At 58.2% G+C, this 20,752-nt stretch carries 29 protein-coding genes; 25 read left to right on the forward strand and 4 right to left on the reverse strand.

Annotated features, from left to right (window positions below; translation table 11 throughout):
• The 3 genes from ACRQ1B_RS28555 to trbB are packed head-to-tail and all read right to left on the reverse strand — an operon-like array spanning nt 1 to nt 1,640.
• Nucleotides 1–300: a conjugal transfer protein TrbD gene (locus tag ACRQ1B_RS28555; protein WP_432297692.1), complete on the reverse strand. Its 300-nt coding sequence runs from the start codon at nt 298–300 to the stop codon at nt 1–3.
• On the reverse strand, nt 293–658 hold the full coding sequence (locus tag ACRQ1B_RS28560) for a TrbC/VirB2 family protein (protein WP_432297694.1): 366 nt from the start codon (nt 656–658) through the stop codon (nt 293–295). The genes ACRQ1B_RS28555 and ACRQ1B_RS28560 overlap by 8 nt, the downstream gene beginning before the upstream one ends.
• A complete protein-coding gene (trbB, locus tag ACRQ1B_RS28565) occupies nt 648–1,640 on the reverse strand; it encodes a P-type conjugative transfer ATPase TrbB (protein WP_432297696.1) in 993 nt (330 codons plus the stop codon). Before trbB ends, ACRQ1B_RS28560 begins: the two co-directional genes overlap by 11 nt.
• A gap of 284 nt (nt 1,641–1,924) precedes the next feature.
• Here trbB and ACRQ1B_RS28570 point away from each other — a divergent pair, with 284 nt between their 5' ends.
• From ACRQ1B_RS28570 to ACRQ1B_RS28690, 25 genes are all read left to right on the forward strand, one after another.
• Nucleotides 1,925–2,233: a MarR family transcriptional regulator gene (locus ACRQ1B_RS28570; protein WP_432297698.1), complete on the forward strand. Its 309-nt coding sequence runs from the start codon at nt 1,925–1,927 to the stop codon at nt 2,231–2,233.
• Nucleotides 2,234–2,864: 631 nt separating this feature from the next.
• The gene (repC, locus tag ACRQ1B_RS28575) at nt 2,865–4,226 is read left to right on the forward strand and encodes a plasmid replication protein RepC (protein ID WP_432297700.1); all 1,362 of its coding nucleotides are present in this window, start codon (nt 2,865–2,867) and stop codon (nt 4,224–4,226) included.
• Nucleotides 4,227–4,236: 10 nt separating this feature from the next.
• Nucleotides 4,237–4,731 carry an RrF2 family transcriptional regulator gene (locus tag ACRQ1B_RS28580; RefSeq protein ID WP_432297701.1) on the forward strand — a complete coding sequence of 165 codons (495 nt, stop codon included), beginning with the start codon at nt 4,237–4,239 and terminating at the stop codon, nt 4,729–4,731.
• 165 nt (nt 4,732–4,896) lie between these two features.
• Nucleotides 4,897–5,325 carry a thermonuclease family protein gene (locus tag ACRQ1B_RS28585; RefSeq protein ID WP_432297702.1) on the forward strand — a complete coding sequence of 143 codons (429 nt, stop codon included), beginning with the start codon at nt 4,897–4,899 and terminating at the stop codon, nt 5,323–5,325.
• Nucleotides 5,326–5,573: 248 nt separating this feature from the next.
• On the forward strand, nt 5,574–6,416 hold the full coding sequence (locus tag ACRQ1B_RS28590; RefSeq protein WP_432297704.1) for a hypothetical protein: 843 nt from the start codon (nt 5,574–5,576) through the stop codon (nt 6,414–6,416).
• A 673-nt stretch (nt 6,417–7,089) separates the two neighbouring features.
• On the forward strand, nt 7,090–9,009 hold the full coding sequence (locus tag ACRQ1B_RS28595) for a ParB/RepB/Spo0J family partition protein (RefSeq protein ID WP_432297705.1): 1,920 nt from the start codon (nt 7,090–7,092) through the stop codon (nt 9,007–9,009).
• A 70-nt stretch (nt 9,010–9,079) separates the two neighbouring features.
• Nucleotides 9,080–9,484, forward strand: a complete 405-nt coding sequence (locus ACRQ1B_RS28600; RefSeq protein WP_432297707.1) for a hypothetical protein — start codon at nt 9,080–9,082, stop codon at nt 9,482–9,484.
• Between the two features lie 130 nt (nt 9,485–9,614).
• Nucleotides 9,615–9,854, forward strand: coding sequence for a type II toxin-antitoxin system VapB family antitoxin (locus ACRQ1B_RS28605; RefSeq protein WP_432297708.1), 240 nt, complete (start codon nt 9,615–9,617; stop codon nt 9,852–9,854).
• Between the two features lie 2 nt (nt 9,855–9,856).
• Nucleotides 9,857–10,291 (forward strand): type II toxin-antitoxin system VapC family toxin, encoded by a 435-nt coding sequence (locus ACRQ1B_RS28610; RefSeq protein WP_432297709.1) that lies wholly within the window; start codon nt 9,857–9,859, stop codon nt 10,289–10,291.
• Nucleotides 10,292–10,458: 167 nt separating this feature from the next.
• Nucleotides 10,459–10,923, forward strand: a complete 465-nt coding sequence (locus tag ACRQ1B_RS28615) for a hypothetical protein (protein WP_432297711.1) — start codon at nt 10,459–10,461, stop codon at nt 10,921–10,923.
• A gap of 81 nt (nt 10,924–11,004) precedes the next feature.
• On the forward strand, nt 11,005–11,436 hold the full coding sequence (locus tag ACRQ1B_RS28620; RefSeq protein WP_432297712.1) for a helix-turn-helix domain-containing protein: 432 nt from the start codon (nt 11,005–11,007) through the stop codon (nt 11,434–11,436).
• A 9-nt stretch (nt 11,437–11,445) separates the two neighbouring features.
• A complete protein-coding gene (locus tag ACRQ1B_RS28625) occupies nt 11,446–11,643 on the forward strand; it encodes an antitoxin VbhA family protein (RefSeq protein WP_432297713.1) in 198 nt (65 codons plus the stop codon).
• A gap of 373 nt (nt 11,644–12,016) precedes the next feature.
• Nucleotides 12,017–12,844, forward strand: a complete 828-nt coding sequence (locus ACRQ1B_RS28630) for a class I SAM-dependent methyltransferase (protein WP_432297714.1) — start codon at nt 12,017–12,019, stop codon at nt 12,842–12,844.
• 11 nt (nt 12,845–12,855) lie between these two features.
• On the forward strand, nt 12,856–13,431 hold the full coding sequence (locus ACRQ1B_RS28635) for a hypothetical protein (RefSeq protein ID WP_432297715.1): 576 nt from the start codon (nt 12,856–12,858) through the stop codon (nt 13,429–13,431).
• A gap of 70 nt (nt 13,432–13,501) precedes the next feature.
• Nucleotides 13,502–13,735 carry a hypothetical protein gene (locus ACRQ1B_RS28640; RefSeq protein WP_432297717.1) on the forward strand — a complete coding sequence of 78 codons (234 nt, stop codon included), beginning with the start codon at nt 13,502–13,504 and terminating at the stop codon, nt 13,733–13,735.
• 208 nt (nt 13,736–13,943) lie between these two features.
• On the forward strand, nt 13,944–14,174 hold the full coding sequence (locus tag ACRQ1B_RS28645) for a hypothetical protein (protein WP_432297719.1): 231 nt from the start codon (nt 13,944–13,946) through the stop codon (nt 14,172–14,174).
• A 40-nt stretch (nt 14,175–14,214) separates the two neighbouring features.
• Nucleotides 14,215–14,424: a trans-acting factor B gene (locus ACRQ1B_RS28650; RefSeq protein ID WP_432297720.1), complete on the forward strand. Its 210-nt coding sequence runs from the start codon at nt 14,215–14,217 to the stop codon at nt 14,422–14,424.
• 253 nt (nt 14,425–14,677) lie between these two features.
• Nucleotides 14,678–15,361 (forward strand): division plane positioning ATPase MipZ, encoded by a 684-nt coding sequence (locus ACRQ1B_RS28655; protein ID WP_432297721.1) that lies wholly within the window; start codon nt 14,678–14,680, stop codon nt 15,359–15,361.
• On the forward strand, nt 15,358–15,723 hold the full coding sequence (locus ACRQ1B_RS28660) for a hypothetical protein (RefSeq protein ID WP_432297723.1): 366 nt from the start codon (nt 15,358–15,360) through the stop codon (nt 15,721–15,723). The genes ACRQ1B_RS28655 and ACRQ1B_RS28660 overlap by 4 nt, the downstream gene beginning before the upstream one ends.
• Nucleotides 15,724–16,035: 312 nt before the next feature.
• Entirely contained in the window at nt 16,036–16,926 is an 891-nt protein-coding gene (locus ACRQ1B_RS28665; RefSeq protein ID WP_432297724.1) for an ArdC family protein, read from the forward strand.
• An 86-nt stretch (nt 16,927–17,012) separates the two neighbouring features.
• Nucleotides 17,013–17,261, forward strand: a complete 249-nt coding sequence (locus ACRQ1B_RS28670; RefSeq protein ID WP_432297725.1) for a hypothetical protein — start codon at nt 17,013–17,015, stop codon at nt 17,259–17,261.
• Nucleotides 17,258–18,637 carry a Fic family protein gene (locus ACRQ1B_RS28675; RefSeq protein WP_432297726.1) on the forward strand — a complete coding sequence of 460 codons (1,380 nt, stop codon included), beginning with the start codon at nt 17,258–17,260 and terminating at the stop codon, nt 18,635–18,637. The genes ACRQ1B_RS28670 and ACRQ1B_RS28675 overlap by 4 nt, the downstream gene beginning before the upstream one ends.
• A gap of 270 nt (nt 18,638–18,907) precedes the next feature.
• Nucleotides 18,908–19,252, forward strand: a complete 345-nt coding sequence (locus ACRQ1B_RS28680) for a DUF736 domain-containing protein (RefSeq protein WP_432297727.1) — start codon at nt 18,908–18,910, stop codon at nt 19,250–19,252.
• Between the two features lie 57 nt (nt 19,253–19,309).
• Complete coding sequence (locus ACRQ1B_RS28685) at nt 19,310–19,531, forward strand: hypothetical protein (RefSeq protein ID WP_432297728.1); 222 nt, start codon at nt 19,310–19,312, stop codon at nt 19,529–19,531.
• Nucleotides 19,532–19,961: 430 nt separating this feature from the next.
• Nucleotides 19,962–20,123 carry a hypothetical protein gene (locus ACRQ1B_RS28690; protein WP_432297730.1) on the forward strand — a complete coding sequence of 54 codons (162 nt, stop codon included), beginning with the start codon at nt 19,962–19,964 and terminating at the stop codon, nt 20,121–20,123.
• A 174-nt stretch (nt 20,124–20,297) separates the two neighbouring features.
• On the opposite strand, the gene ACRQ1B_RS28695 is transcribed toward ACRQ1B_RS28690, so the two are convergent.
• Nucleotides 20,298–20,642 carry a hypothetical protein gene (locus ACRQ1B_RS28695; RefSeq protein ID WP_432297732.1) on the reverse strand — a complete coding sequence of 115 codons (345 nt, stop codon included), beginning with the start codon at nt 20,640–20,642 and terminating at the stop codon, nt 20,298–20,300.
• Nucleotides 20,643–20,752: the final 110 nt, after the last annotated feature.

A 20,752-nucleotide genomic window follows, 5' to 3' on the forward strand; every position in this document is an offset into this window, starting at 1 on the left:
TCAGTATTTCCGCCACGGCGTTGAGGTGGGCCGGTAGTACGAGCGGTATTTGATGTGCCGCAGATAGACTTGGCGCATGAGCGGATCAGCCTTCGCCATCATGCGCAGCGCGCCGACGACAAGAATCCAAATGGCGAAGCCAACCACGGCAGAAACGACCGTCAGCACCACGAAGATGAGGATGACCGCAGTTAGCCCGGTCACGAGGACAAGCTCACGGTCAGCCCCGAAAAGCAGGGTTGGACGTGAGAGGGCGCGGTGAATCCGCACCCTATCCAGTCGGCTTTCCTGCTCAGCCATGCGCACGATCCAGCGTCACAGTCTGGTGCGCCTCGAGCGGAACACCGATCGAGGAACCGCCGCCGCCGAACAGGCCAACAACCTGCGTCGCACCGAGCAAAATACCGCAGACAAGGACGACATAGGCGAGACGTCTGGCAAAGTCGTTGATCTCGCCGCCAAAAATGAGCATGCCGCCCGCGACCGCAACGGCAATCAGGGCGATACCCATAGCGACCGGGCCGGTGATGGACTGCTGAATCTGCTGCAACGGGGCTTCCCAAGGAAGACCGCCGCCGCCACCACCAGCGAAAGCGGGTTCGACCATCATAAGCGAGACGGCCGCGAAGCCGAGAAGCGTCAGAAATTTACGCGACATGGAGATTTCCCTGAGTTTTGGAGTTGGGCTTACCAACTGGCGTGATGAGATATTTTCCCTCGCGAAACCCATCGACCTTGAGAATTTCCCGAACCACGCGCCCCTTCGGGGTGCGCTCGATGGAGACGATCAAATCGACCGCCTCCCCGATGACTTCGGGCATAGGCTGGGAGCTTACTTCCGCGACGAGCTGTTCAAGGCGGGTGAGAGCCGCAAGGGCCGAATTGGAGTGAACCGTTGCGATCCCGCCGGGGTGGCCGGTATTCCAGGCTTTTAGAAGCGTGAGGGCTGCGCCATCACGCACCTCACCAACGATGATGCGATCCGGCCGAAGGCGCATCGTTGATTTCAGCAAACGGCCCATATCGACCGTATCTGTCGTATGCAGGATGACGTGGTTTTCCGCCGCGCACTGAATTTCGGCGGTGTCTTCCAGAATGACCAAGCGGTGATCGGGCGTCACCTCGACCAGTTCCGCGATAATCGCATTGGTCAGCGTGGTCTTGCCCGTTCCCGTACCGCCCGAAATGACGATGTTCTTGCGTGCCCCGATGGCTTCGCGGATCGCGTCGACCTGTGCCGGCGTCATGATCTCGTCGGCCACGTACTTGTCGAGCCGGATCGCCATGGAGGCTTTCTTGCGGATCGTGAACATTGGCAGAGGCGAAGCTGGGGGCAACAGCCCCTCGAAGCGATGCCCGCCAAGCGGCAGCTCGCCCGAGATAATCGGGCGGTCCTGATCGACTTCGGTTTTGAGAGCGTGGGCGACCTTGCCGATGACGATTTCAGCATCATGGGAGGTCATGGTGCCGGCGATATCCATTCCGGCGCCAATGCGCTCGATGAAAATATTTCCGTCCGGATTGAGCATCACTTCGACCACAAGCGGGTCGTCGAGTGCTTCGATGATGATTTGGCCGAGCGCATCGCGCAGGCTGTTTTCAAGCCTCCGCCGAGACTCTTTCGCGCCGTCCCTACTCATGCCCGCCCCCTAAGCGTTCAAAGTCATATGACTATGTTGCGCTGGTGGTTCTGATTTAGACTCTTATTCGTGTCAACCTCACCCTCTGGAAAACCTTCCTGGGCTGGATGGTTTTTGCAAGGTTGGGCGGAATGTGTAACTCGACAGCACCACCAGTCGGAATCGCCTAAAGGCGTTTTTCCGACTAAGAAAAAGCCCAGACACCATCAATTTCGATGGCTAGACTTTTCTATATGTGAAAGTTAAAAGGGATGCAACCGCAAGACCGACTCGTATGGCATCTGGTGAAACAGGTTGTTGAATCCATATTACCCGACGAAACAGGGCCGGCCCGCCTTCAACAGGTGGCCGTACTGCTCACCATCAATGCTTTGCAGGATGGACCCGAGCCGGTGACGACAGCCCGAATTGGGGAGATTTACGGGATCACCCCTTCGACAGCACACAAGCTGATTACCCGCCTACTGGAGCGGGGGCTGATCGAGAAAGAAGTAATCCGCAACAGGCAAAACCGTGGTCATTCCACGGCTTTGCGGATCGTAGAGACTGAAGAAGTTAAGCAACTTCGTTCCGTAATACACACCGGCAATTGATCGGCATGGGGGTTTTGTGACGCGCGGGCCAAATTATACAGACAAGATTAGCCCGCTGCGCTCCCCTATAGCCTTCCCCCTGTCCTCTTTTCACTTCCATCACAGCAACTCGCCCAGGTCGTTATCCACGGCCAAGGCAGGACCGGTCACGGCTGGATTGCAGATGGTTACTGGTAAATTAACGAAAGGGAGTAGAATTGGCCGGGTGCCAGATTCGCACCGAGTCGCGAGCCAGGGCGTCCCAAAAGGGCGGGGCGATTTAACATTCCTGCGGAACGGTCCTCATTTTTGAAAAATGTCGATCCGCAGAAAAATAAAATCGCGTTCCTCACGTTCGTTAAACACGGTCCTCAGAAACGTTAAGCGCTTTTGAGTGGCCTTGCATGTCAACCGCGAATCCGGCATCAATGCCAATGTCTCAGATCAAGATTGGAAGGATGAAGTTTGAAGACAGCCCAAAAAGAATAAAGGCCCCGTAGCCGAAGCGACGGAGCCTATCTTCATACCCTGGGTCGCCAAACCCTAGAGCAGCTGGAAAACTTGCTCTCGAAGATAGTCTCTCCGGAAATTTTGTCAATCAAAAACGCCGCTTCTGGCGACGGGATCGCTTTGCCATTTTCAAGGAGATCCTATGTCGACACCAACCGGATTCCGGGCAATGACGCCTGGAATAAACAAAGCCCATTTGCTCGCTGAGCAATGGGGCGCGCAGACGGCAGTTGCCAAAGACCGCGCCCTACTTGCGTTCAACATGACCGCGAAACTCATCGGGGTTTCTGCCCAAGGTCGCGAGATCATCAACATGATCGCCAGCTTTACCCGCGATTGCGATTGGGAAGGTGACAGCCGCCCGCTCGCATGGCCGGACAATCAGAGGCTAATGGATCAGACAGGCCTTTCACCGGCCGCGCTCAAGCGAAACTTTCGCGCCTTGGCCGAGGCCGGCCTGATCGCATTCAAAGATAGCCCGAACGGTCGCCGCGTCGGCCGCCGCAATGCTCACACCGGAAAGATCGAGCTGGATCGCAGCTACGGTATCGATCTGGCTCCCCTTGGGATCAGAACGCCCGAGCTGGAACAGGTCGCCGCAGAAGAGCGCCGCCGTTCCGATCACACCCGCAACCTGGCCCACCAGTTTACGAGACAGCGAAAAATGCTGACCTCGATCTTGGAAGCGGCCACCGAGAACGAACTTCCCGGCCCTTGGGAAGATTGCGCCGACGAGCTGGCAACATTGGCATATGCCCGTCGCGGCCGTTGCGATACCGCACGGCTCGAAAGCCTTTGCGACCGTATCGCGGCCGTCCTTGAGCGGGCCAATACGGCATACACCGCAGCGGTCGATAGATTCCGCAATGGTTCGACTGCCCGCCCTGCCCCCGCCGAGGCGACGACAGGAGCCGAAGGCAATTCATTCGACATGAATATGAGCCCCTTGGGGTCCGTCAGCGAGCCGCACATACAGAATACAACCGAGAAAAAAATCCACGATTTGTACAAGGATGAACGGCGAGCCGCTAACGCGGCCCAACTCGGTTTGTTAGACGCCGGCACTGCCGGCGAAGAGGGCTTTGGAATAAAGCCTGAGAGCGCGGAAGCGCCGGCGCAAGACGGAAAAATCAATGCCCAGCCGATCGATTTGACAACGATCAAGACGCTGTGCCCCGGTTTTTGGGAATGGGTGTACGCCAAGAACGGCGTGGCGACCTGGGATGACGTGGTTGTGGCCGCCGCTGGGGTGGTCCGCGCCGGAATGCAAATCCCTGAATCGACATGGAAGGCCGCGGCGCATCTTTTAGGCCGGGAAAGGGCCGCCGTTGCGGTCGCCCTGATCTTTGAAAAGAACGCAGAGGGTATTATTACGACGCCCGGAGCTTATCTAAACTCAATGGTCACGCGAGCCGAACAAGGAAACTTGCACCTGGAACCGTCGCTTTTCCATTGGCGTAAGCCGAGAAAAGGGCGCGGAAATCCGCCCAGAACGATAAATTAGGAGGCCGGCCATGCAGATGACGACCCGCACGGACAATGCCATCAAGATCATGCTCTATCTGGCCGCCCAGATGGAAGATCGATGGGTGCCCGCCTCTGAAATCGGTTCCGCCATCGCTGCATCAGGCTTCGTCGTCCAAAAAATCGTTCTCGATCTGTCGCTTGCAAACCTTCTCAGCACGTCGCGAGGCCGCTATGGCGGCATTAAACTCAAGCGCGACCTGGCCGACATTCCGCTTTCGGAAGTCGTCGCCGTGGGTGAACGCGAGACCGGCTGGAAGTTTACCGAGTGCGATCGGCGGCCCGATTGCGACTGCTATTTGAGCGGCGGCAAGTGTACTTTGCGCGCGATGTACCGAAATGTCCAAGAGCAGATCATGGGTATATTCGGGGGCATAACGTTAGCGCAGCTTCGGACAAAAGAAACTGACCAAGCCGCGCGTGAACACTATGCAAACTATCGTTCTAAAGCCGTTGATGACATAAAAGTGAACGTGAATACGTAAGCTGTGACGGGCATTTAGCCCGGAAATAGATCGTATTAGACGCTTTCGAACAGTTTGAAGCTAACATTTGTTATTTAAGGGCTTGCCGTGGAGCAATTGTCCAAACTATGGGCTTTGGCCCTATCAGCGATTGTGCTTTCAACATCACCAGTTGTAGCGCAGTCAATGAGCGGCAAGGTTTCCGTGGTCAATGGAAGCCAATTTCAGATGCTTGGAGCGAACGTTTCTGTTCAGCTCTATGGCATCGAGGCGTGTGCGATGGATCAGATCGCGCACTACAATGATGTAGCATGGCGCTGTGGCGTCGTTTCTGCAGGATGGCTTACGCAGCTCACTCTTGGATACGAGGTCAAGTGTTTGGAAGAGGGGTCAGCCGGTTATGCCTCCATTTATGGGCGATGCTTTTTGCCCAATGGAGATGACATCGCAAAGCTGGCCCTAGAAGCTGGAATGGCATTGGCCGCTCGTCAGAATGGTCAGCCGATCGAGAGTACCTATGGATTGATCGAAGACGAAGCCCGCAAGAAAAAAGCCGGGATTTGGTCTTCTAATTTTGTGCATGGGGGGGTGTTGTATCGCGCAGGGAGCCTTTGAGTGACGTTAGGACGTGCATTTAAGACTATTTTTGGCGCATCCGGGCTATCGCCCGACCCGGCTTTCCCCGCCCTTAAAGGGCTTATCGAGCCAAATCCGGCTCACTTCGGGGGCTTCCTAAAGCCCGCCGCCGTCTCCTACGGAGACGCCTGCCGGCAAGGAAACCCAACCTCGCAATTGGTTTGTCTCGCCCTATCGGGGTCAATCCGTCGCGCTAAACTGTCGTTTTCTAATCGGGGGAACGACGCGTGGACGTAAATTCCAGACAGGAGCTGCCGGCGCAGCTGGGGCCAGTATATTACCAATACGCCGTCGATAAAATCATCTGCTCGCGTGGCGACACGATCAACCAGTCAATGGCGATAAAATGCGTCGGCCTCTACACCGTTATCTGCCGCCTGGTTGCAGAAGATCCGGACCTAACTCAAACCAAATTGGCCGAACGCCTCGGGACAACATTTCCCGGTCTGAATCGTCCGCTCGACTATCTCAAAAGCCTCAAGCTCGTTTCGGCCGCGCTGCATAAAGTGCCTGGCACACAGATCAACGTCCAGCGTTTGCAGGTTCCTCGTCCAGTGGTCGAGATGTTCAAACGCGATCTCAAGCGCGCTAACACGAGCGAGCCAGACGAAGATATTGTCGAATACGGCCAGATGGTCCCGAAAGAATGGCTCGATATAGTCGGCCTCGTCATCACCAACCGCGGCTGCGACACCCCGGCCCGAAAGCTCAAGGCTCTCGGCCTGATACCATTCATGGCGCGGCTGGCCGCCGACGGTTTGCCTGTCACGCGACCCGTCCTTTCGCGGAAGCTTGGTATGGCTGAAAATACCCTGGGCCCGTTCATAAAGTTTCTCGAGCACACCAAGCTGGTCGAGATTGAGGAACGGCGCATTCCCGGACATATCGGTAAAGAATACGCAATCCACATCCCGGCCGCGATTGTCGATCGCGTCCGCCGTGCCGTGCGCCGGCTGGAAAAAGAGGGTGAAAGCCGAGACTGGCCGGGTAGCGTCCAGTTCCGAGAAATGGCCCGAGACATGCACCAGCAACTAGGCGAAATCTACGGCCAACGAAACGCGGCCGAATAAACTCCGGTCGCAACTTATGGGGGGTCAGCCGCGACCGGAGGTACTGATGCACCAATGGCGCGAATAATATAAACCATGGCTAGTCTTCATCGACAATAACAACCATGGCAATAGTTCAAGATCTGCGATTGATGCCATCGAATAACGCGATATTAGATCAACATAGAACGGTTTTGCCGGGGGCAGTCGGTCCCGGCTTTCGCTTCGCGGCGCTATGCTAAGCCTCCTGCGGCTACCCTGTTTCCGGTCAAAACCGTGTCGAGAATTCCCGCTTTCCCGCCCAGGGGCGGCGCTATGCTGAAAGCTCCGATGCTCGTCTTTGTCTGCATTGAATCTCGGCCGATGGCCGGTTGATCCAATCTTAGAGGGGAGAGAGGGAGCGGCCCCCTCTCCCCAGCAAGCCAGACAGGGCATCCCCCATCCTTCACTCATGCGACCAGGCGCAGGCTTTGCCTCGCTTGGTCTGTTCGTTGCAGGACGCGGACGCGGATTTGCTGCGCGGATCCGCGTTACCGCGCGCCTTTGGCGTGGGTGGTCCCCCCTGCCCTTTTCTGGCTTGCCCCCCTCTTCGCCGTTCGGATCGCCGAATGCTCGGGAGCAGGAGCGGGGCTCCTGCCCGATCAGGCAGGTGCTTCCGCTTCGCGGGAAAAGGGAAAAATAGGAGTTTCACCCCATGTCCGAGATCATCACCGTACCATTGAACAAGCTGGACGCTGACCCCAAGAACGTCCGCAAAACCTATACCGCCGAGAGCATCGAGGGCCTTGCCGCATCCCTGCTGGCACAAGGTCAGTTGCAGAATATCGTCATTCGCAAAGCCACAAAGGGCCGTTTCTTCGTCACCGCTGGCGGCCGCCGTCACGCCGCCTTCATGCTGCTGGCCGAGCGCGGCCAGATCGCGGCAGACTTCGCCATCGAGGCCAAGTTGAAGCAGGGCGATGACGCCACAGAAATCAGCCTGACCGAAAACGTCATGCGCGAGGACATGCACCCCGCCGACCAGTTCACCGCCTTCAAAGCCTTGTTCGATGACGGCAAGACCGTCAAGGACATTGCCGCCCGCTTCGGAACGACCGAAAACACGGTTACGCGCCGTCTGGCGCTGGCGCGTGTTTCCCCGGTGCTGTTTGAAGCCTACCGCGCCGAGCAAATGGCATTTGACCAGCTGGCCGCCTTCACCATCACCGACGATCACTCCCGACAGGAAGAAGTCTGGAAGTCCATCGCCGGGGCATGGGACAAGAGCGCCGACACCATCAAGCGCCGCCTGACCGGCGATGAAGTCGAGGCCAGCGATAAGCGCGTGGTCTTCATTGGTGGTCTGGACGCCTACGAGCTTGCCGGTGGCCCGGTTCGCCGTGACCTGTTCGCTGACATGAACGGCGGCTTTGCGTGTGATCCGGCATTGCTGGATAAGCTGGTGGCGGAAAAGCTTGAGGCCGAGGCCGAAGCCGTCAAGGCCGAGGGCTGGAAGTGGGTTGAAATCCACATGCAGCAGCCCAACAACTATTATTCCATGGATCGCATTTACGCCAAGACGGTCGAACTCAGCGAGGACGACAAAGCCAAGCTGGCCGAGCTTGAGGCGCAGCGCGACGAGCTGGCCGCGCAGATCGAGGCAGGACCAGAGGACGAGGCCGCAGAGGATCGATTCTCCGATCTGGAATTGCAGATCGACAATCTGCAAAACCGCGAAAAGGTCTTTACCGACGAGGACCGCAGCTATTCCGGCGTCATGGTGCTGATCGACTATCACGGCAAACTCAGCGTCACCCGTGGCATGGTCAAGGCCGAGGACGTCAAGAAGAAGGCACAGGCCGCAAGCGGCGAACCCATCGACAGCGACGACGACGAGGGCGAGGAAAAGGCCGCGACCCTCTCCCATTCGGCAACCTTGATCGAGGATTTGACCGCCCAAAAGACCGCCGTGCTGCGTCTCGAAATGGCGAACAATTCCGATATGGCCCTTGTCGCCGTGGTCCATGCCCTGCTGCTCAGCACCATCTATCGTGGCCGCGCCATGATGGGGAAGGCGCAGAGCGTCTTGCAGATCAGCCTTACCCATGAACGCCTTGAGGGATCGATGAAACGCCCCGACGAGAACAAGGCGCTTGAAGGCTGGGAAAGCCTCAAGGAGAACTTCGGCCATTCCCTCCCCGGCGATAGCGACGACCTTTGGGAATACCTCATGGAGCGTTCCCGCGATCAGCTTTTGAACCTGATGGCCTTCGCCGCCGCCCATTCGGTCAACGCCGTGGAGCTGAAATATTCCGGCGACCGGAAACAGGCTTTCGCCAATGCCGACCAGCTGGGCCAAGCCCTCAATGTGAAGATGGGCGACTATTTCACCCCGACCGTGGACACCTATTTCAGCCACTTGAACCGCCAGAGCATCGGCGCGGCTGTTGCCGAGGTTTGCGGCGCTGACTTCGCCGCTGGTGTTTCCAGCATGAAGAAGGCCGACGCCGCTGACTACGCTTTCAAGTCAGTCAAAGGCACCGGCTGGCTCCCGCCGCATATCCGCATTGCCCCGGCCCCGACCGACGAGGCCGAGGGCGCAGAAATCCACCAGTTCCCCGCAGCGGCTGAATAATCAGCCAATGCACCCCCGGCCACGTCGCTCCTTGCGTGGCCGGGTTCCCCCATTCTTGAGGTATAGACCCATGACCGATATTCGCCCCCTCACCAGCGACGAACATGCAGCCGTTCAGGCTTACGCCTTGGAACATGGCAGCGACTGGAAAGCCGCGCTGCGCGACGACTGGATGAACGCCAAAACCACCGGCACCCTACAGGCGCTGCGCAATTCTCACGGCCCAAGCTGGCTCGATGCCTATTCGATTGCCGACTGGCCCCGGTCCCTGTTCAGCGCCGAGATCGCGCTTGATCAGACCCCCGACCCGCGCCTTGCGGGCCTCGCTTGCCGCAAGCTGATTGCCGCATTCATCGAGTCCGAAGGATCGGTGAAGTGGGAAGAACTAGAGGACGCTTGCGCCCTTGCCGTCGAGGCGTTCGGACTGCCAGCGGATTTCATCGCAATAGCGCAGGAGGTGGCACCGTCCGATTGAGGGGAAGCCCGCTCCCCTTCCCCTCAAACTCCCCTTCCCGCCACGACCTCGCCCTTTAGGGGGCGGGGTTTTGAACTGGAAGAGATATGAAAACTAGGATATTATAATATCCTCGAAAGGATATGTTGCCATGCCGCTTTACATCAAAGACCCAGAGGTGGACAGGCTCACCAGCGAGCTTATCGCCATCACAAAAACTAGCAAGGTCGATGCGGTCAAGGATGCGCTCAAGAGCGCGATTGCCAGCAAAAAGGCCAAATTGCCCATCCGCGAACGTCTCGCCAAGACCCTCGCCATGGCTGATGCCGCAGGTCCGTTTCATCCCGGCGATCATAAGCAGGAAACAGATGAAATGTGGGGCGAGGATTAAGCATGCTGTTTATCGATGCCTCAGTGGCAGTCGCCATCATCGCCAAGGAGGACGATGGTCCTGCTCTCATGGAACGGCTGGAAAGTGACGGCGGCCCCTTTTACGTGTCCTCTGTCATGAGGCTTGAGGCTACGCTGTCCGTCGCGCGGCGTTTGGCCGGGAAAGACAACCCGGCCACACCTGAAATGTTCTCGACGGCGCGTGCCTTGGTCGAACAATTCATCGCTGACATGGAGGCCCGAGAGGTTCCGATTTCGGGCGATATTGGAACAAAAGCCGTCGATGCAGCCCAGGTGTACGGGAAGATCATCAACCACGCTGCCAAGCTGAATCTTGGCGATTGTTTCAGCTACGCTTGCGCGAGAGCCTACCGGACGAAGGTTGCTTATAAGGGCAATGACTTCATCCACACCGACATAGGCTGGCCGACACACTAGCTCTAAAGCCCGCCATTGGCGGGCTTTTTCATCTCTACAATTAAACATTTCCGAGCTTCGGGGCTTCCCGATAGCTTGACGGATTCATTGGCCCTATAGTGCCAATGTCACAAAGCGACGGAGAATGTTCGCACTATAGAAGGGGTTACACCATGGACGAGCTATATATGAAAATAGCAATTGGACTGGTCGGGATCATCGGCGCGGTCGTGGCCATCGGTGTGCTTCATTCAGTGGTCGAGACAAAGACCGGCTATAGGCCGTTCACCCGCCAAAGGCTCACCCTGTTGAGCTTTGTCGCTGCCCTCTACCATGGCGCGTTCTATCTGGCCGACCATACCGGCTACCTGGCCGGAAAACCGTGGGCTTTCCCGGCTATGGTCGCCGGTGCTGCAATCCTTGGCGGCGTCGTGATCTTCCAGAACTTCAAACATGCCGGAATTGTCTGGGGCGCAGTCGTCACCGCAGCGCAAGCCGTTATCCTGATCGTGCTTGGCCCGATGTTCGCGGCTATGCTGGCGCTGTTCGTCTTCAGAGGAATGACCAAGAGCTGGGGCAATGGCGGGGGCGCTGTCGCTTCCGCCCCGGCTCCCCAGCCTAATTTCCTCTACCCGAACAACATGCCGTACTGATTTCACTCCGCCGCCCTGTTCGGGCGGCTTCTTTTCATCATCGTCAGAATGTTGACCGTCCGTATTTGAAGGGCCGGAACAATGAGTCTTGAGTCCAAGAAGCCAACTTCCCTCGATAAAGAGATCGGCGCCAGAATTAGAAGCCGCCGCAAGGCGCTCAATATGACCCTTGCCAATCTTGGCCTGTCCGCAGGGATTTCCCATCAACAAGTGGTCAAATACGAGAAGGGCGATAACCGCGCCTATCCGGCTGCATTGGTGGCCTTCGCCCGATCGCTCGATGTGCCGATCAGCTACTTTTTCGGGGAAGCCCGCGACGAGCTGGCCGAGGACGAACCGGTTTTCCGGTTCGTCACAACGCCCGAAGGCATCGAGCTCAATTCCGCCTTCGCCAATGTCGTCGATGCTGGAAAGCGCCTTATGATCCTCGATATTGTCGAGGATCTTGCCGACTTGCATTCCCGGCTTGGGGCGGCTTCGCCCGCCCAGGCCGAAAACTACGCCGGAATGTAGGAGATCACCATGAACGACCAGCAGCCCGACAAGTCGCCCGAGGCCATCGCCGCTCGAAAGTCGGCCACCGATCAGGCTCGCGCCATGATCGCGCGGGCCGGATATCAATATGACCTCGATCTTGAAGCCGCGACCGCCGCCTATGTCGCTGGCGATCTCACCCATGAGGAATACCGGGCGCGGGCTTTGCTGACGGCCATGGACTGACGGCGGCCGCCAGCCTCGCGACCGGATCAGAAAAATGAAAGCCCGCCGATTGGCGGGCTTGCTTTCGTTCTGCAGGAGGGGAGAGAGGGAGCGGCCCCCTCTCCCCAGCAAGCCCGAAAAGGGCATCCCCCATCCTTCACTTCATGCTACCTGGCCGGACAAGCCGGGCTAGGTCTTTTCGTTGCAGGACGCGGGCGCGGATTTGCTGACGCGGATCCTCGCCGTCGCGCGCTGGCGCGTGGGTGGTCCCCCCTACCCTTTTCGGGCTTGCCCCCCTCTTCGCCGTTCGGGTCGCCGAATGCTCGGGAGCAGGAGCGGGGCTCCTGCCCGATCAGGCAGGGAGCCGCTTCGCGGGAAAAGGAGATAACCATTCATGGCAAAACTGACAAAGGCGCAGCGCAAGGCCCATGCCGAGGCAGAGGCAATTCTGACCAAAGACCGGCTTTCAGAGGACGAGCGGGAATTTGTGTTCCGCAATTGGCACGAGGGCGCGGAGTTCATCAACGGCGCAGCGGGCGCGTTCTTCACCCCTTATGATCTGGCGGGAGACTTCGCCCTTGATGGCGCGGGCGGTCGCGTCGTCGACCTTTGCGCCGGTATCGGCATTCTCTCTTATTTTATCGGAGAGCGGGCCAAGTATGGGAGCCGCGTCACCGAACTGACTTGCATCGAGATCAACCCAAAATATTGCGACGTAGGGCGCAAGCTCTTGCCCGATGCGCGTTGGATCAATGCCGATGTATTCGACTGGCGCGAGCTCGATCTAGGCCGGTTTGATATTGCCGTTGGCAATCCCCCGTTTGGCAAGGTCCGCCGCAGCGCGAACGGCCCCCGCTATCGCGGTGCGGAGTTTGAATTTCACATCATCGACATTGCCGCCGAGCTGGCCGACCACGGCGCTTTCATTGTCCCGCAGCAGTCAGCCGCCTTTCAGTATTCAGGGCGTCGTTTCTATGAGCGCCGCACCAGCGGTAAGGGCGTCGATTTCGAGAAGACGACCGGATTTGCAATGGAGGCGGGCGTGGGGATCGATACCGCCCTTTTCAAAGACGAGTGGAAAGACACCAGCATCATTACCGAAATCGTGTGCTTTGACTTTGCCGAGGCCCGCGACCGTCGCGCCGCAGAGGTGGCGCGGATCGCGGCGAAGCCGACGCCCCGCCCTTCCGCTCACCCCGCCCAACAGTTGGCATTGCTCTAAGGGAAGCCCCGATGAAAAAGGCATCGATGTGGGCCAGCTTGCGGCAGGACGTGGAGCGGTTTGAGATAGGGACCGATGCCCGTTGGCGAGCAGAATACAGGCAAGCCCAATATGAAAAGCGCCTTGCAGGCGTCCAACCGGATTTGTTCGGTGGTCCGACCATCGAGCATTTCCACCAAGTCACGACCGAGCGACCAGAACTGTGGACGCCCAATTATGAAGTGCAATGGTTTCAGGACCTGTCAGAAGAACAACGGTTGGAACTCCTGGGCGCTGATCCGCAAACGCCTTTTGCCCGGACAACCCGAAAGGCTTTTTCAAAAGCTGAGACAGATGCACTCGTTGCCTCTGCTCAAAATTGGCTGCGACTAGGCCAACGGGTGCGCGTAACTGGCTCGTCAGTGTCATTCGACGGGGAGCCGGAAAAACGTGTGGGGCGAAAGGGCACAATCTGGCGCTTATGCAGTGCTGCATTTTCAGACCGTGTCTATGTAAACCTTGATCCTCTTAGAAGGGAGCGCAGCGAAAAAGTCGCCTTCCTTGAAATACGAGATATCGAGCCGATTACCGACGAGGGCAAACGATGAGCCGCTACACCGTAGAAGTCAGATCAGAGACGGAAGCTGACCCAGAGGCGACCATTGGCTATGATCCGCCTTGCGCACCTTCTTTCTTACCGCCTTCGTCACCGACGAGGAAACGGACGCTACCGAGCTATGGCTTGGTGGCGCTCTTGAAGAATACCCCAACCTTGAGGGGCTTATTCTCAAAGCCCGATCCATGGGATTCGAGATTGTCGGACTGAAACATGCCGATATGATTGCCATGCTGGCCGAGGCTGGCAAGCAGTATCCGCCCAGCGTTGGCGAGTATTTCGGGTTTGTCCGATAACAGGACCGGCCCGGCCAACCGGCAGGCGCATCGAGCGCCTGCCGTCTGGAACGAGGGGAGCCCCTAAAGCCCCTCCCCTCGCGCTCCCCTACCCCCGCACGGACAACGCCTCGCTCCGCTCCGCGTGAAGGTCAGCCGGTTTTGGCGACTAAGGCAGGTTGTCGGCCTTTCTCATGACGCATCGCGGTAGATCGCCGGGGGGAAGCCGATGGTCACACCGTCGCGTCGTTCATCCGCCAAGCTGAACAGCTTCTTGCGCCCAGGTCGAAATGTGTGCCGCGCACCGGTGCTGGCCTGTTTCATGGCGGTCAAAATGATGAGCTTTTCGATGGTCTGCTGCGCGAATTTAGCGGCTGACCGTTTTCAGCAACCCTGCGGGTTCTCCACGTCGTTGCGATCGCTGCGCGATGCGAAAAACGGCCGGACGCCGTTGCATTAGCTACGCACCATGCGAAATCATCATTTTTAGGAGAACCGCCATGAAACAAACCATCACCTTCCTCCGTGTCACCGGTCGCCGCATCATGGGCTTGATCAAGAAGCTGTTCAGCATGGCTCAGCATCAGGGTACGCTCAAAATCGGTGTGACCATCGGCTTCCCCCCTCTTTTCTCGATCTCCCTAAGCTACGATGCGAAGTTCGACGGCAAGGCCGACAACGACAATAAGAAAGTCGCCAAAACCGGCTGACCTTCACGCCGCCCCTTCAGGGGCGGATTTTTTGTCCGTGCTCCCAAATCGGTTCCAACTCAGAACCGACATAGAACCAGATCGGTTCTAACTCGGTTCTGACAAAGAACCCGGTTCCAAGTCGGTTCCATGTGACCTTGTGGCGACCATGTGCCGGGTTTAAGGTGGCTTCCAACTGCGTTGGAAGTGACAATGTGGTAACTTCTTTATTGTATAGAACTGGGTAGGAACTCAGTTGGAAGGGAGATTGGCAATGCCGGTAATCGTACTTTGCTCGACCAAAGGCGGCGTGGGGAAGTCCACGACTGCCCTTGTCTTGGCCCAGGTCTTCGCCAAAGCGGGATCGAACGTCACGCTTATTGATGCTGACCCCAACCAGCCCATAGCCACATGGCAGAGCAGGTTTAGCGACACGGTACCCGAGAAGCTGCGGGTGCTTGGCGGCATCAACGAGGAAACCATTGTTGATGCCATCGACAATTCGGCTGCAGAACATCCGTTCGTGATTGTCGATCTGGAAGGATCGGCAAACCTTACGGCCAGCTACGCAATCAGCCGTGCGGACCTCGTGCTTATTCCCATGCGCGGCAAGCAGCTCGACGCCGACCAAGCGGGCAGGGTGATTTCCCTTATCGAGCGCGAGAGCAAGGCATTCCGGCGCAAGATCAATTACCGGGTTATCTTCTCAATGACCTCGGCCCTACAGAGCCGGGAACAGCGCCATATCCGCACCAGCCTTGAGGACAAGGGCATACCGATCCTTCCAGCAGCAATGATGGATCGCGCTGCATTCAGCGCCATGTTCCAGCTTGGCGGCACGATCTTTGATCTGTCCACAGATGATGTATCAAACCCGCAGGCGGCGTTGGTCAACGCCCAGGAGCTTGCAACCGCAGTTCTCAACGTTCTGCGCCAGACAGAGGTTGAAGCAGCATGAGCAAGGACCGCGTACCACTCGATCTGCCCGATCTCGGGGATATGACAGCCTTCAAGCCGCGTACAGCGCCGCCAGCCGACACCACGGAGGCGGTTAAAGAGGTGGCAGAGCGCAACAATTTCACCACGCGCCATGCCCCGGCCAAGCCGAAAAAGGCGGTCGAGCCAGAGCCATCGAGCTTTGATGCTCGCAGCCTTCGCCGGTCGAACAAGACCGCCAAGCTCAATATCGCCACGACCGAGGCCAACCGGGAGCGTTTCTGGATATTGGCACAGTCCATGGGGATCACATCAGGGGATGCCGCACTGGCCGCTATGATGGATGCCCTTGAGGCACAGCAGGGAAGGACAGGGGGCCAATAGGCTCCCGATCCATATTCATCCAAAGCAATGCCGGCCGGCGCCAGAAAACGCCGGTCATGACGCGCAGAGCATATAGCGGGCAGGTCGCAGCATTCCTTTGCCTTGTCTTGCTTTGATTGACGGACGGCTGACAGCGGGCGCGTCTGGCGCAGCATCGCCGCCCTGAAAATTTCCCCGGCCGTTCGCCTTCCTCGCGCACCAAATTTTAAGGGTGTTGACGCCCTCCATTTCATTCCGGCCCTTCGGGTGCGCCAGCCGCTTTACCCCCTGTCTCTTAGCCACCGTCAGCAAGACGAGGCAAAGGAGATCGCCATGAGCGAAGCCCGCACAGATACCTATCAGCGCATCACGGACACTATCGTTGAAGCCCTTGAGGCCGGCACCCGCCCATGGATGAAGCCATGGAGCGCCAAGAACATCGGTGGCAGCTTCCCCCGCCCCGTCCGCTCGACCGGCGAACCCTATCGCGGCATCAATGTTCTCCTGCTTTGGATCGCGTCGGCCGCTAATGAATTCCAGTTCGACCGGTTCATGACCTACAAGCAGGCGATGGAGCTTGGTGGTCAGGTTCGCAAGGGCGAGAAGGGCACCACGATTGTCAAATATGGCACCGTCACCCGCACCGTCGATAACGGCCGGGGTCAGGACGAGGACCGGGAAATCCCGTACCTCAAGGGCTACACCGTCTTCAACGTCTCGCAGATCGATGGCCTGGCCGAAGATTACTATCTCTCGCCCGAGCCATTGCCCGAAGATCAACGCATCGCGACCGCCGAGCAATTCATTGCCAATACCGGTGCTCGCGTCCGGCATGAGGGCGACAAAGCCGCTTACTTCCCAGCCTTGGACCTTATCAAGATGCCGCCGTTTGCGGCCTTCGAGAACCCCGAGAGCTACTATACGACCCTCTTTCACGAAACCGCCCATTGGACAGGGGCCAAATCGCGCCTCGATCGCATCAAGTCCACCGATATGCGGTCCCAGGACTATGCCTTCGAGGAGCTGGTGGTAGAAATTGCGGCTTGCTTCTTGTGCTCAGACCTTCACATTACCGCTAACGTGCGCCCCGAAAGCGCATCCTATATTGCCAGTTGGCTTAAGGCTCTGAAGCAGGATAAACGCCTTATATTCAAGGCGGCTTCGAAGGCTCAGGCCGCAGCCGACTACCTTCATACATTGCAGGAAAACCGGGCGGCGGCTTAGGCCGCCCCCAAAGAAAAGGGGGCACCATCCCTCGATTCACCTAACCATCTATGTTACATAGTGATTTAACAAATCTGAGGATCGTCATGGCACACGCTATCCGCACCAATAATGAAGCCACCCCGGAGGAAACCATTCGCGCGATTGCGCGGCAGCACGGCATTGTTGCCGAGCGCACCGCAACCGACGAACTGGCCGATACCATCACCGGCCTCGCCGGCGATGAGGTCGTGCATGACGAGATCGAGGATCTTGTCGTCACGATGCAGCGCAAGGGCGTTATTACCGCCGACAAGGCCACATCTCTTTACGGCGATTATCTAGCATCAGTATGACGTTCGATCCCTTCGGTGATTATTCGACCAAAGGTTATCTCAGGAATACCCAAGGTCTGGACGAGACCAAAGTAAAGCGGCTGGAACATGCCGCTTTCCGTGGCGCCCTAGATTCCGCTCTCGAAAACCTGAAATCCAAATCGACGCTGACCTATGAGGACGTTTTGCAGACCCATGCAAAGCTGTTCTCGAGCGTCTATCCTTGGGCCGGTCAGGACCGGACGTTGACCGCACCTGACAGTGCGATCGGCAAGAACGGCAATTTCAATCTGTTTGCCCATCCGGGAGATTCCCGGCGCGCGGTCGATATGGCTTTGGACATGGCCACCAATCGCAACACCATGCGGGCCAAATCCGGCGAGGTTATGGGGCTGCTGGCTTACGCGCATCCCTTCCTCGACGGAAACGGCCGCACGATCATGACCGTGCACGCCGAGCTGAGCCGGCGTGCCGGCATGAACATCGACTGGCAGCAGACCAATAAAACCGACTACCTCAATGCGCTCACCAAGGAGCTTGAGAACCCCGGAAAGGGCCACCTCGACGCCTATCTGAAACCGTTCGTCCGGATCGGCACCTTGGACCAGGCCCAGACCGCCGACGCGCTGCGCGGTCTGCCTGGGCTTGGTCCTGCGGAAACATTGAAACCCGGTCCGGTTATCATCCCGAAACGCGATCTGGACCCGGCCGCGACCAAAGAGGACGTTGCACAGGCCCTCGGTGCGACCGAGGCATTCAAGGATGCCGACCGGGCACTCGAACGCATGGCCGCGGCTGTCTACAAAGACCCGGCGCAGGTTATTGCTGATATTCGAGAAGCGGCCATCAATGGTAAAATTGACGACCGTTCGGTGGTCAAGCGCATCGAGTTGGACCCGGAATCCTATGGACCCTACAAGGGTGCGGGCGGTGTCTTTTCGAGCATGCAGGAGCGGAAAGACTACCGCAACGCTGTTGCTGCCCGATCAGGCTTGCGCGGCGTTGCTGATCAGATGATTACGGCAGCTCACAGCATCCGCCAGACAGTCGCCGCCGAAAAACAGCAGCTTGCAGAGCGCGGTAAGGTCGAGATCTGTTTGCCAGACGCCGGCATGATGAATGCCATCGAGAAGAAACAGCCATTGTCGGAGGCGCAGTCCGCCGAGATCGACAAGGCCATCCGCTCATTCGAGCATCGTTTCGGTGATGATATTGGCAAGGTGCGGACAGCCCGCAACCTTGATCCAGTCGCCCAGAAGCATGGACTTGACCCTCAGCAGCTCACCATGGCGCGGCAGGTTTTGAAGACGCTCGATAAGGGCCATTCCCAGGCGCGTGAGCAAGCACAGGCCATCAAACAGTCTCAGGGGCAAGCCAAGGGCGGTCCAGTCCGATAATCATGCCGGCGTGGCAATGAAAGCGGGGGGGCGATCACCCCCTTGCGAAGCCCCTTGAAGATTCACGTATTGCCGACGATGGGAAGCTAAGGGTGGCGTGTCGGCCAGCAACCGCGCCCAGCTACGATTTTCCCCTGCCTTCGGCATTCCTCGCGAAACAAAATCGCATCCGGTCCCGGTCCTCCGCTGCGCTACGGCCTTCGGTGCGGTCCAACCCGTACCCACCCTTTGAAAGCTCCCATCGGCAACACGCTATCAAGGAGCATCACAATGACCGACACCCTCGCAAACTTCATCCAGATCGACGGCACCAAAATTACCGGCAACATCGCCACCCTCTCTTTCGACATCGACGTGGCCGGCGAGCCGGTCAACAGCGACAACGAGAAAGCCCCCAAGTACCGGCTTTTCGCTCGCAGCCCCAAGGGTAAGAACGTCGAGGTTGGCGGCATCTGGGAACGGCTCAACGCAGATGACAAGCCGTACCTGGCTCTGACTCTCAACACCGGACACTCCCGCTGGTACGCGAACCTCGGCCGCTACCCGGGCCAAGACGACGACACGATCTTGGCCGTCATCCCGAACGATTACCTCAACAGCGATCGCCGGTCCTAATGGACCGGCCTTCCGGCTCAGCCGCTTCGGCGGCCGAGCCGAGCAGGGGAGGCTATCATGAGCAACGATAACACCCGTCTCTATCGCGTAGAGATCCACCACATGACCGGGCAGACAGATTGCCATCAGTGCCTACACGCCGATCAGTTCGGTGAACTTCTGGCGCCGATCGTCGCACAGGGCGAGGGCGCAGCGGGAACGACAATCGAGATCTTCGATTACCAACGTTGGCGTCCGGACGCGGCAAACAAGCCGATGATCCGGTTACAGGCGGGCTAACCCCCGCCCCTTGTTCGACGCGCCGCAGGCCGTCGAACATACCGAGCGGAGCGAGGGGCAGACGCCCCTCGTCCCGACACTTTCAGGACGCCGCGAAGCGCAGGGGAGGGCAGGGGCAACGAAGGAGGGACCGGAGCCACGCGCATCCGCGCAGCGGAGAGCATGGCGAGGACCAGCCCCTTGCCGGAGCCGAGCAGTGTGGCCGATCTCTTCGCTAAGAGCTGGTGCCATACGGAGAGGTGTTTTCTCTCTCAACATGGGGCTATTGGACCAAGCTGGCCGTCATGCGTCAACCATGGACGGTTCCCCCAATTTTGCCGCTGCGCAACAAAATCGGCTCCCCCATCCACCCTTCGGGCCGCTTCGCGGTCGTTGACCCAAGCCGTCCACCTTGGAGCCGAGCCTTTGTTTTAAAACAAAGGAGCTGACGATGACTGCACATGACCACATTCAGGAACTGCGTGCCGAGCTGGCGGTATCGATGGATGCTGTAGAACGCCGCCAGATCGAGGCCGAGCTTGCAGCAGCGATGCAGCAGCACGCAGCGGACGAGGCCGCTTTGGATGCGCTGATGAGCGCCGAGCCGTCCTAAAGGGCGGCTCTCATGAACCGGGTTCCGGCCCGGTTCGGTTTTCCAGCCCGGAGGGCCGAAGACCGCCCCTATGGGGGCGGTCGCAGCAGACGAAGGCCAGAACGCGCTTATCCAAATTGCGCCGAAGAGATGGCCGTAGTCTTGTGGTAAACCGAGCCGGGACGGCTTCCGCACCTATCTGTTGGGATGGATTACAGACCATGTGCCTTCGATCTGGCGCAGCACAATTGCCCTTGTTGTCTTTCGCCCATTGCCGGTCAGCTCAATTGTAATGTCGGCAGCATAGGTCGCTTCGTCCGACGCACGAAGGTTATCAACGGCCGCAATCGAATAAAGACCATCAGGAATTGCATGTAGGGCCGCTGGCTCCGGGCCGAACTGCTTAACCGCAGCTGCATATTCGGCGCTCATGTCTGTTTTGACAGCATTCCGAACCTGCTCCTCAGTAGGCCCGCTTTGGCCGCAGGCGGTAAGGATAATGGCGGTGACGGCAACAAGACCAAACCTTGCAAAACGCATATTGAACTCCATTCATATGAGACTCTATCGCCTCTGCTCTCAAGGGACGTGTGGACCTAGAGCTACGCGCTAGGTCGGTCAGTTTGGTTTTCCAGCCCGGAGGGCCGAAG

The organism is Endobacterium panacihumi, assembly GCF_050847465.1.
Lineage (GTDB): Bacteria > Pseudomonadota > Alphaproteobacteria > Rhizobiales > Rhizobiaceae > Neorhizobium > Neorhizobium panacihumi.

Excerpts from the sequence above, each read along its gene's own strand:
- ACRQ1B_RS28555 (WP_432297692.1), bottom strand. The coding sequence starts at position 300 with ATGGCTGAGCAGGAAAGCCGACTGGATAGGGTGCGGATTCACCGCGCC.
- ACRQ1B_RS28560 (WP_432297694.1), bottom strand. The coding sequence starts at position 658 with ATGTCGCGTAAATTTCTGACGCTTCTCGGCTTCGCGGCCGTCTCGCTT.
- trbB (WP_432297696.1), bottom strand. The coding sequence starts at position 1,640 with ATGAGTAGGGACGGCGCGAAAGAGTCTCGGCGGAGGCTTGAAAACAGC.
- repC (WP_432297700.1), top strand. The coding sequence starts at position 2,865 with ATGTCGACACCAACCGGATTCCGGGCAATGACGCCTGGAATAAACAAA.
- ACRQ1B_RS28580 (WP_432297701.1), top strand. The coding sequence starts at position 4,237 with ATGCAGATGACGACCCGCACGGACAATGCCATCAAGATCATGCTCTAT.
- ACRQ1B_RS28585 (WP_432297702.1), top strand. The coding sequence starts at position 4,897 with ATGAGCGGCAAGGTTTCCGTGGTCAATGGAAGCCAATTTCAGATGCTT.
- ACRQ1B_RS28595 (WP_432297705.1), top strand. The coding sequence starts at position 7,090 with ATGTCCGAGATCATCACCGTACCATTGAACAAGCTGGACGCTGACCCC.
- ACRQ1B_RS28600 (WP_432297707.1), top strand. The coding sequence starts at position 9,080 with ATGACCGATATTCGCCCCCTCACCAGCGACGAACATGCAGCCGTTCAG.
- ACRQ1B_RS28605 (WP_432297708.1), top strand. The coding sequence starts at position 9,615 with ATGCCGCTTTACATCAAAGACCCAGAGGTGGACAGGCTCACCAGCGAG.
- ACRQ1B_RS28610 (WP_432297709.1), top strand. The coding sequence starts at position 9,857 with ATGCTGTTTATCGATGCCTCAGTGGCAGTCGCCATCATCGCCAAGGAG.
- ACRQ1B_RS28615 (WP_432297711.1), top strand. The coding sequence starts at position 10,459 with ATGAAAATAGCAATTGGACTGGTCGGGATCATCGGCGCGGTCGTGGCC.
- ACRQ1B_RS28620 (WP_432297712.1), top strand. The coding sequence starts at position 11,005 with ATGAGTCTTGAGTCCAAGAAGCCAACTTCCCTCGATAAAGAGATCGGC.
- ACRQ1B_RS28625 (WP_432297713.1), top strand. The coding sequence starts at position 11,446 with ATGAACGACCAGCAGCCCGACAAGTCGCCCGAGGCCATCGCCGCTCGA.
- ACRQ1B_RS28630 (WP_432297714.1), top strand. The coding sequence starts at position 12,017 with ATGGCAAAACTGACAAAGGCGCAGCGCAAGGCCCATGCCGAGGCAGAG.
- ACRQ1B_RS28635 (WP_432297715.1), top strand. The coding sequence starts at position 12,856 with ATGAAAAAGGCATCGATGTGGGCCAGCTTGCGGCAGGACGTGGAGCGG.
- ACRQ1B_RS28645 (WP_432297719.1), top strand. The coding sequence starts at position 13,944 with ATGGTCACACCGTCGCGTCGTTCATCCGCCAAGCTGAACAGCTTCTTG.
- ACRQ1B_RS28650 (WP_432297720.1), top strand. The coding sequence starts at position 14,215 with ATGAAACAAACCATCACCTTCCTCCGTGTCACCGGTCGCCGCATCATG.
- ACRQ1B_RS28655 (WP_432297721.1), top strand. The coding sequence starts at position 14,678 with ATGCCGGTAATCGTACTTTGCTCGACCAAAGGCGGCGTGGGGAAGTCC.
- ACRQ1B_RS28660 (WP_432297723.1), top strand. The coding sequence starts at position 15,358 with ATGAGCAAGGACCGCGTACCACTCGATCTGCCCGATCTCGGGGATATG.
- ACRQ1B_RS28665 (WP_432297724.1), top strand. The coding sequence starts at position 16,036 with ATGAGCGAAGCCCGCACAGATACCTATCAGCGCATCACGGACACTATC.
- ACRQ1B_RS28670 (WP_432297725.1), top strand. The coding sequence starts at position 17,013 with ATGGCACACGCTATCCGCACCAATAATGAAGCCACCCCGGAGGAAACC.
- ACRQ1B_RS28675 (WP_432297726.1), top strand. The coding sequence starts at position 17,258 with ATGACGTTCGATCCCTTCGGTGATTATTCGACCAAAGGTTATCTCAGG.
- ACRQ1B_RS28680 (WP_432297727.1), top strand. The coding sequence starts at position 18,908 with ATGACCGACACCCTCGCAAACTTCATCCAGATCGACGGCACCAAAATT.
- ACRQ1B_RS28685 (WP_432297728.1), top strand. The coding sequence starts at position 19,310 with ATGAGCAACGATAACACCCGTCTCTATCGCGTAGAGATCCACCACATG.
- ACRQ1B_RS28690 (WP_432297730.1), top strand. The coding sequence starts at position 19,962 with ATGACTGCACATGACCACATTCAGGAACTGCGTGCCGAGCTGGCGGTA.
- ACRQ1B_RS28695 (WP_432297732.1), bottom strand. The coding sequence starts at position 20,642 with ATGCGTTTTGCAAGGTTTGGTCTTGTTGCCGTCACCGCCATTATCCTT.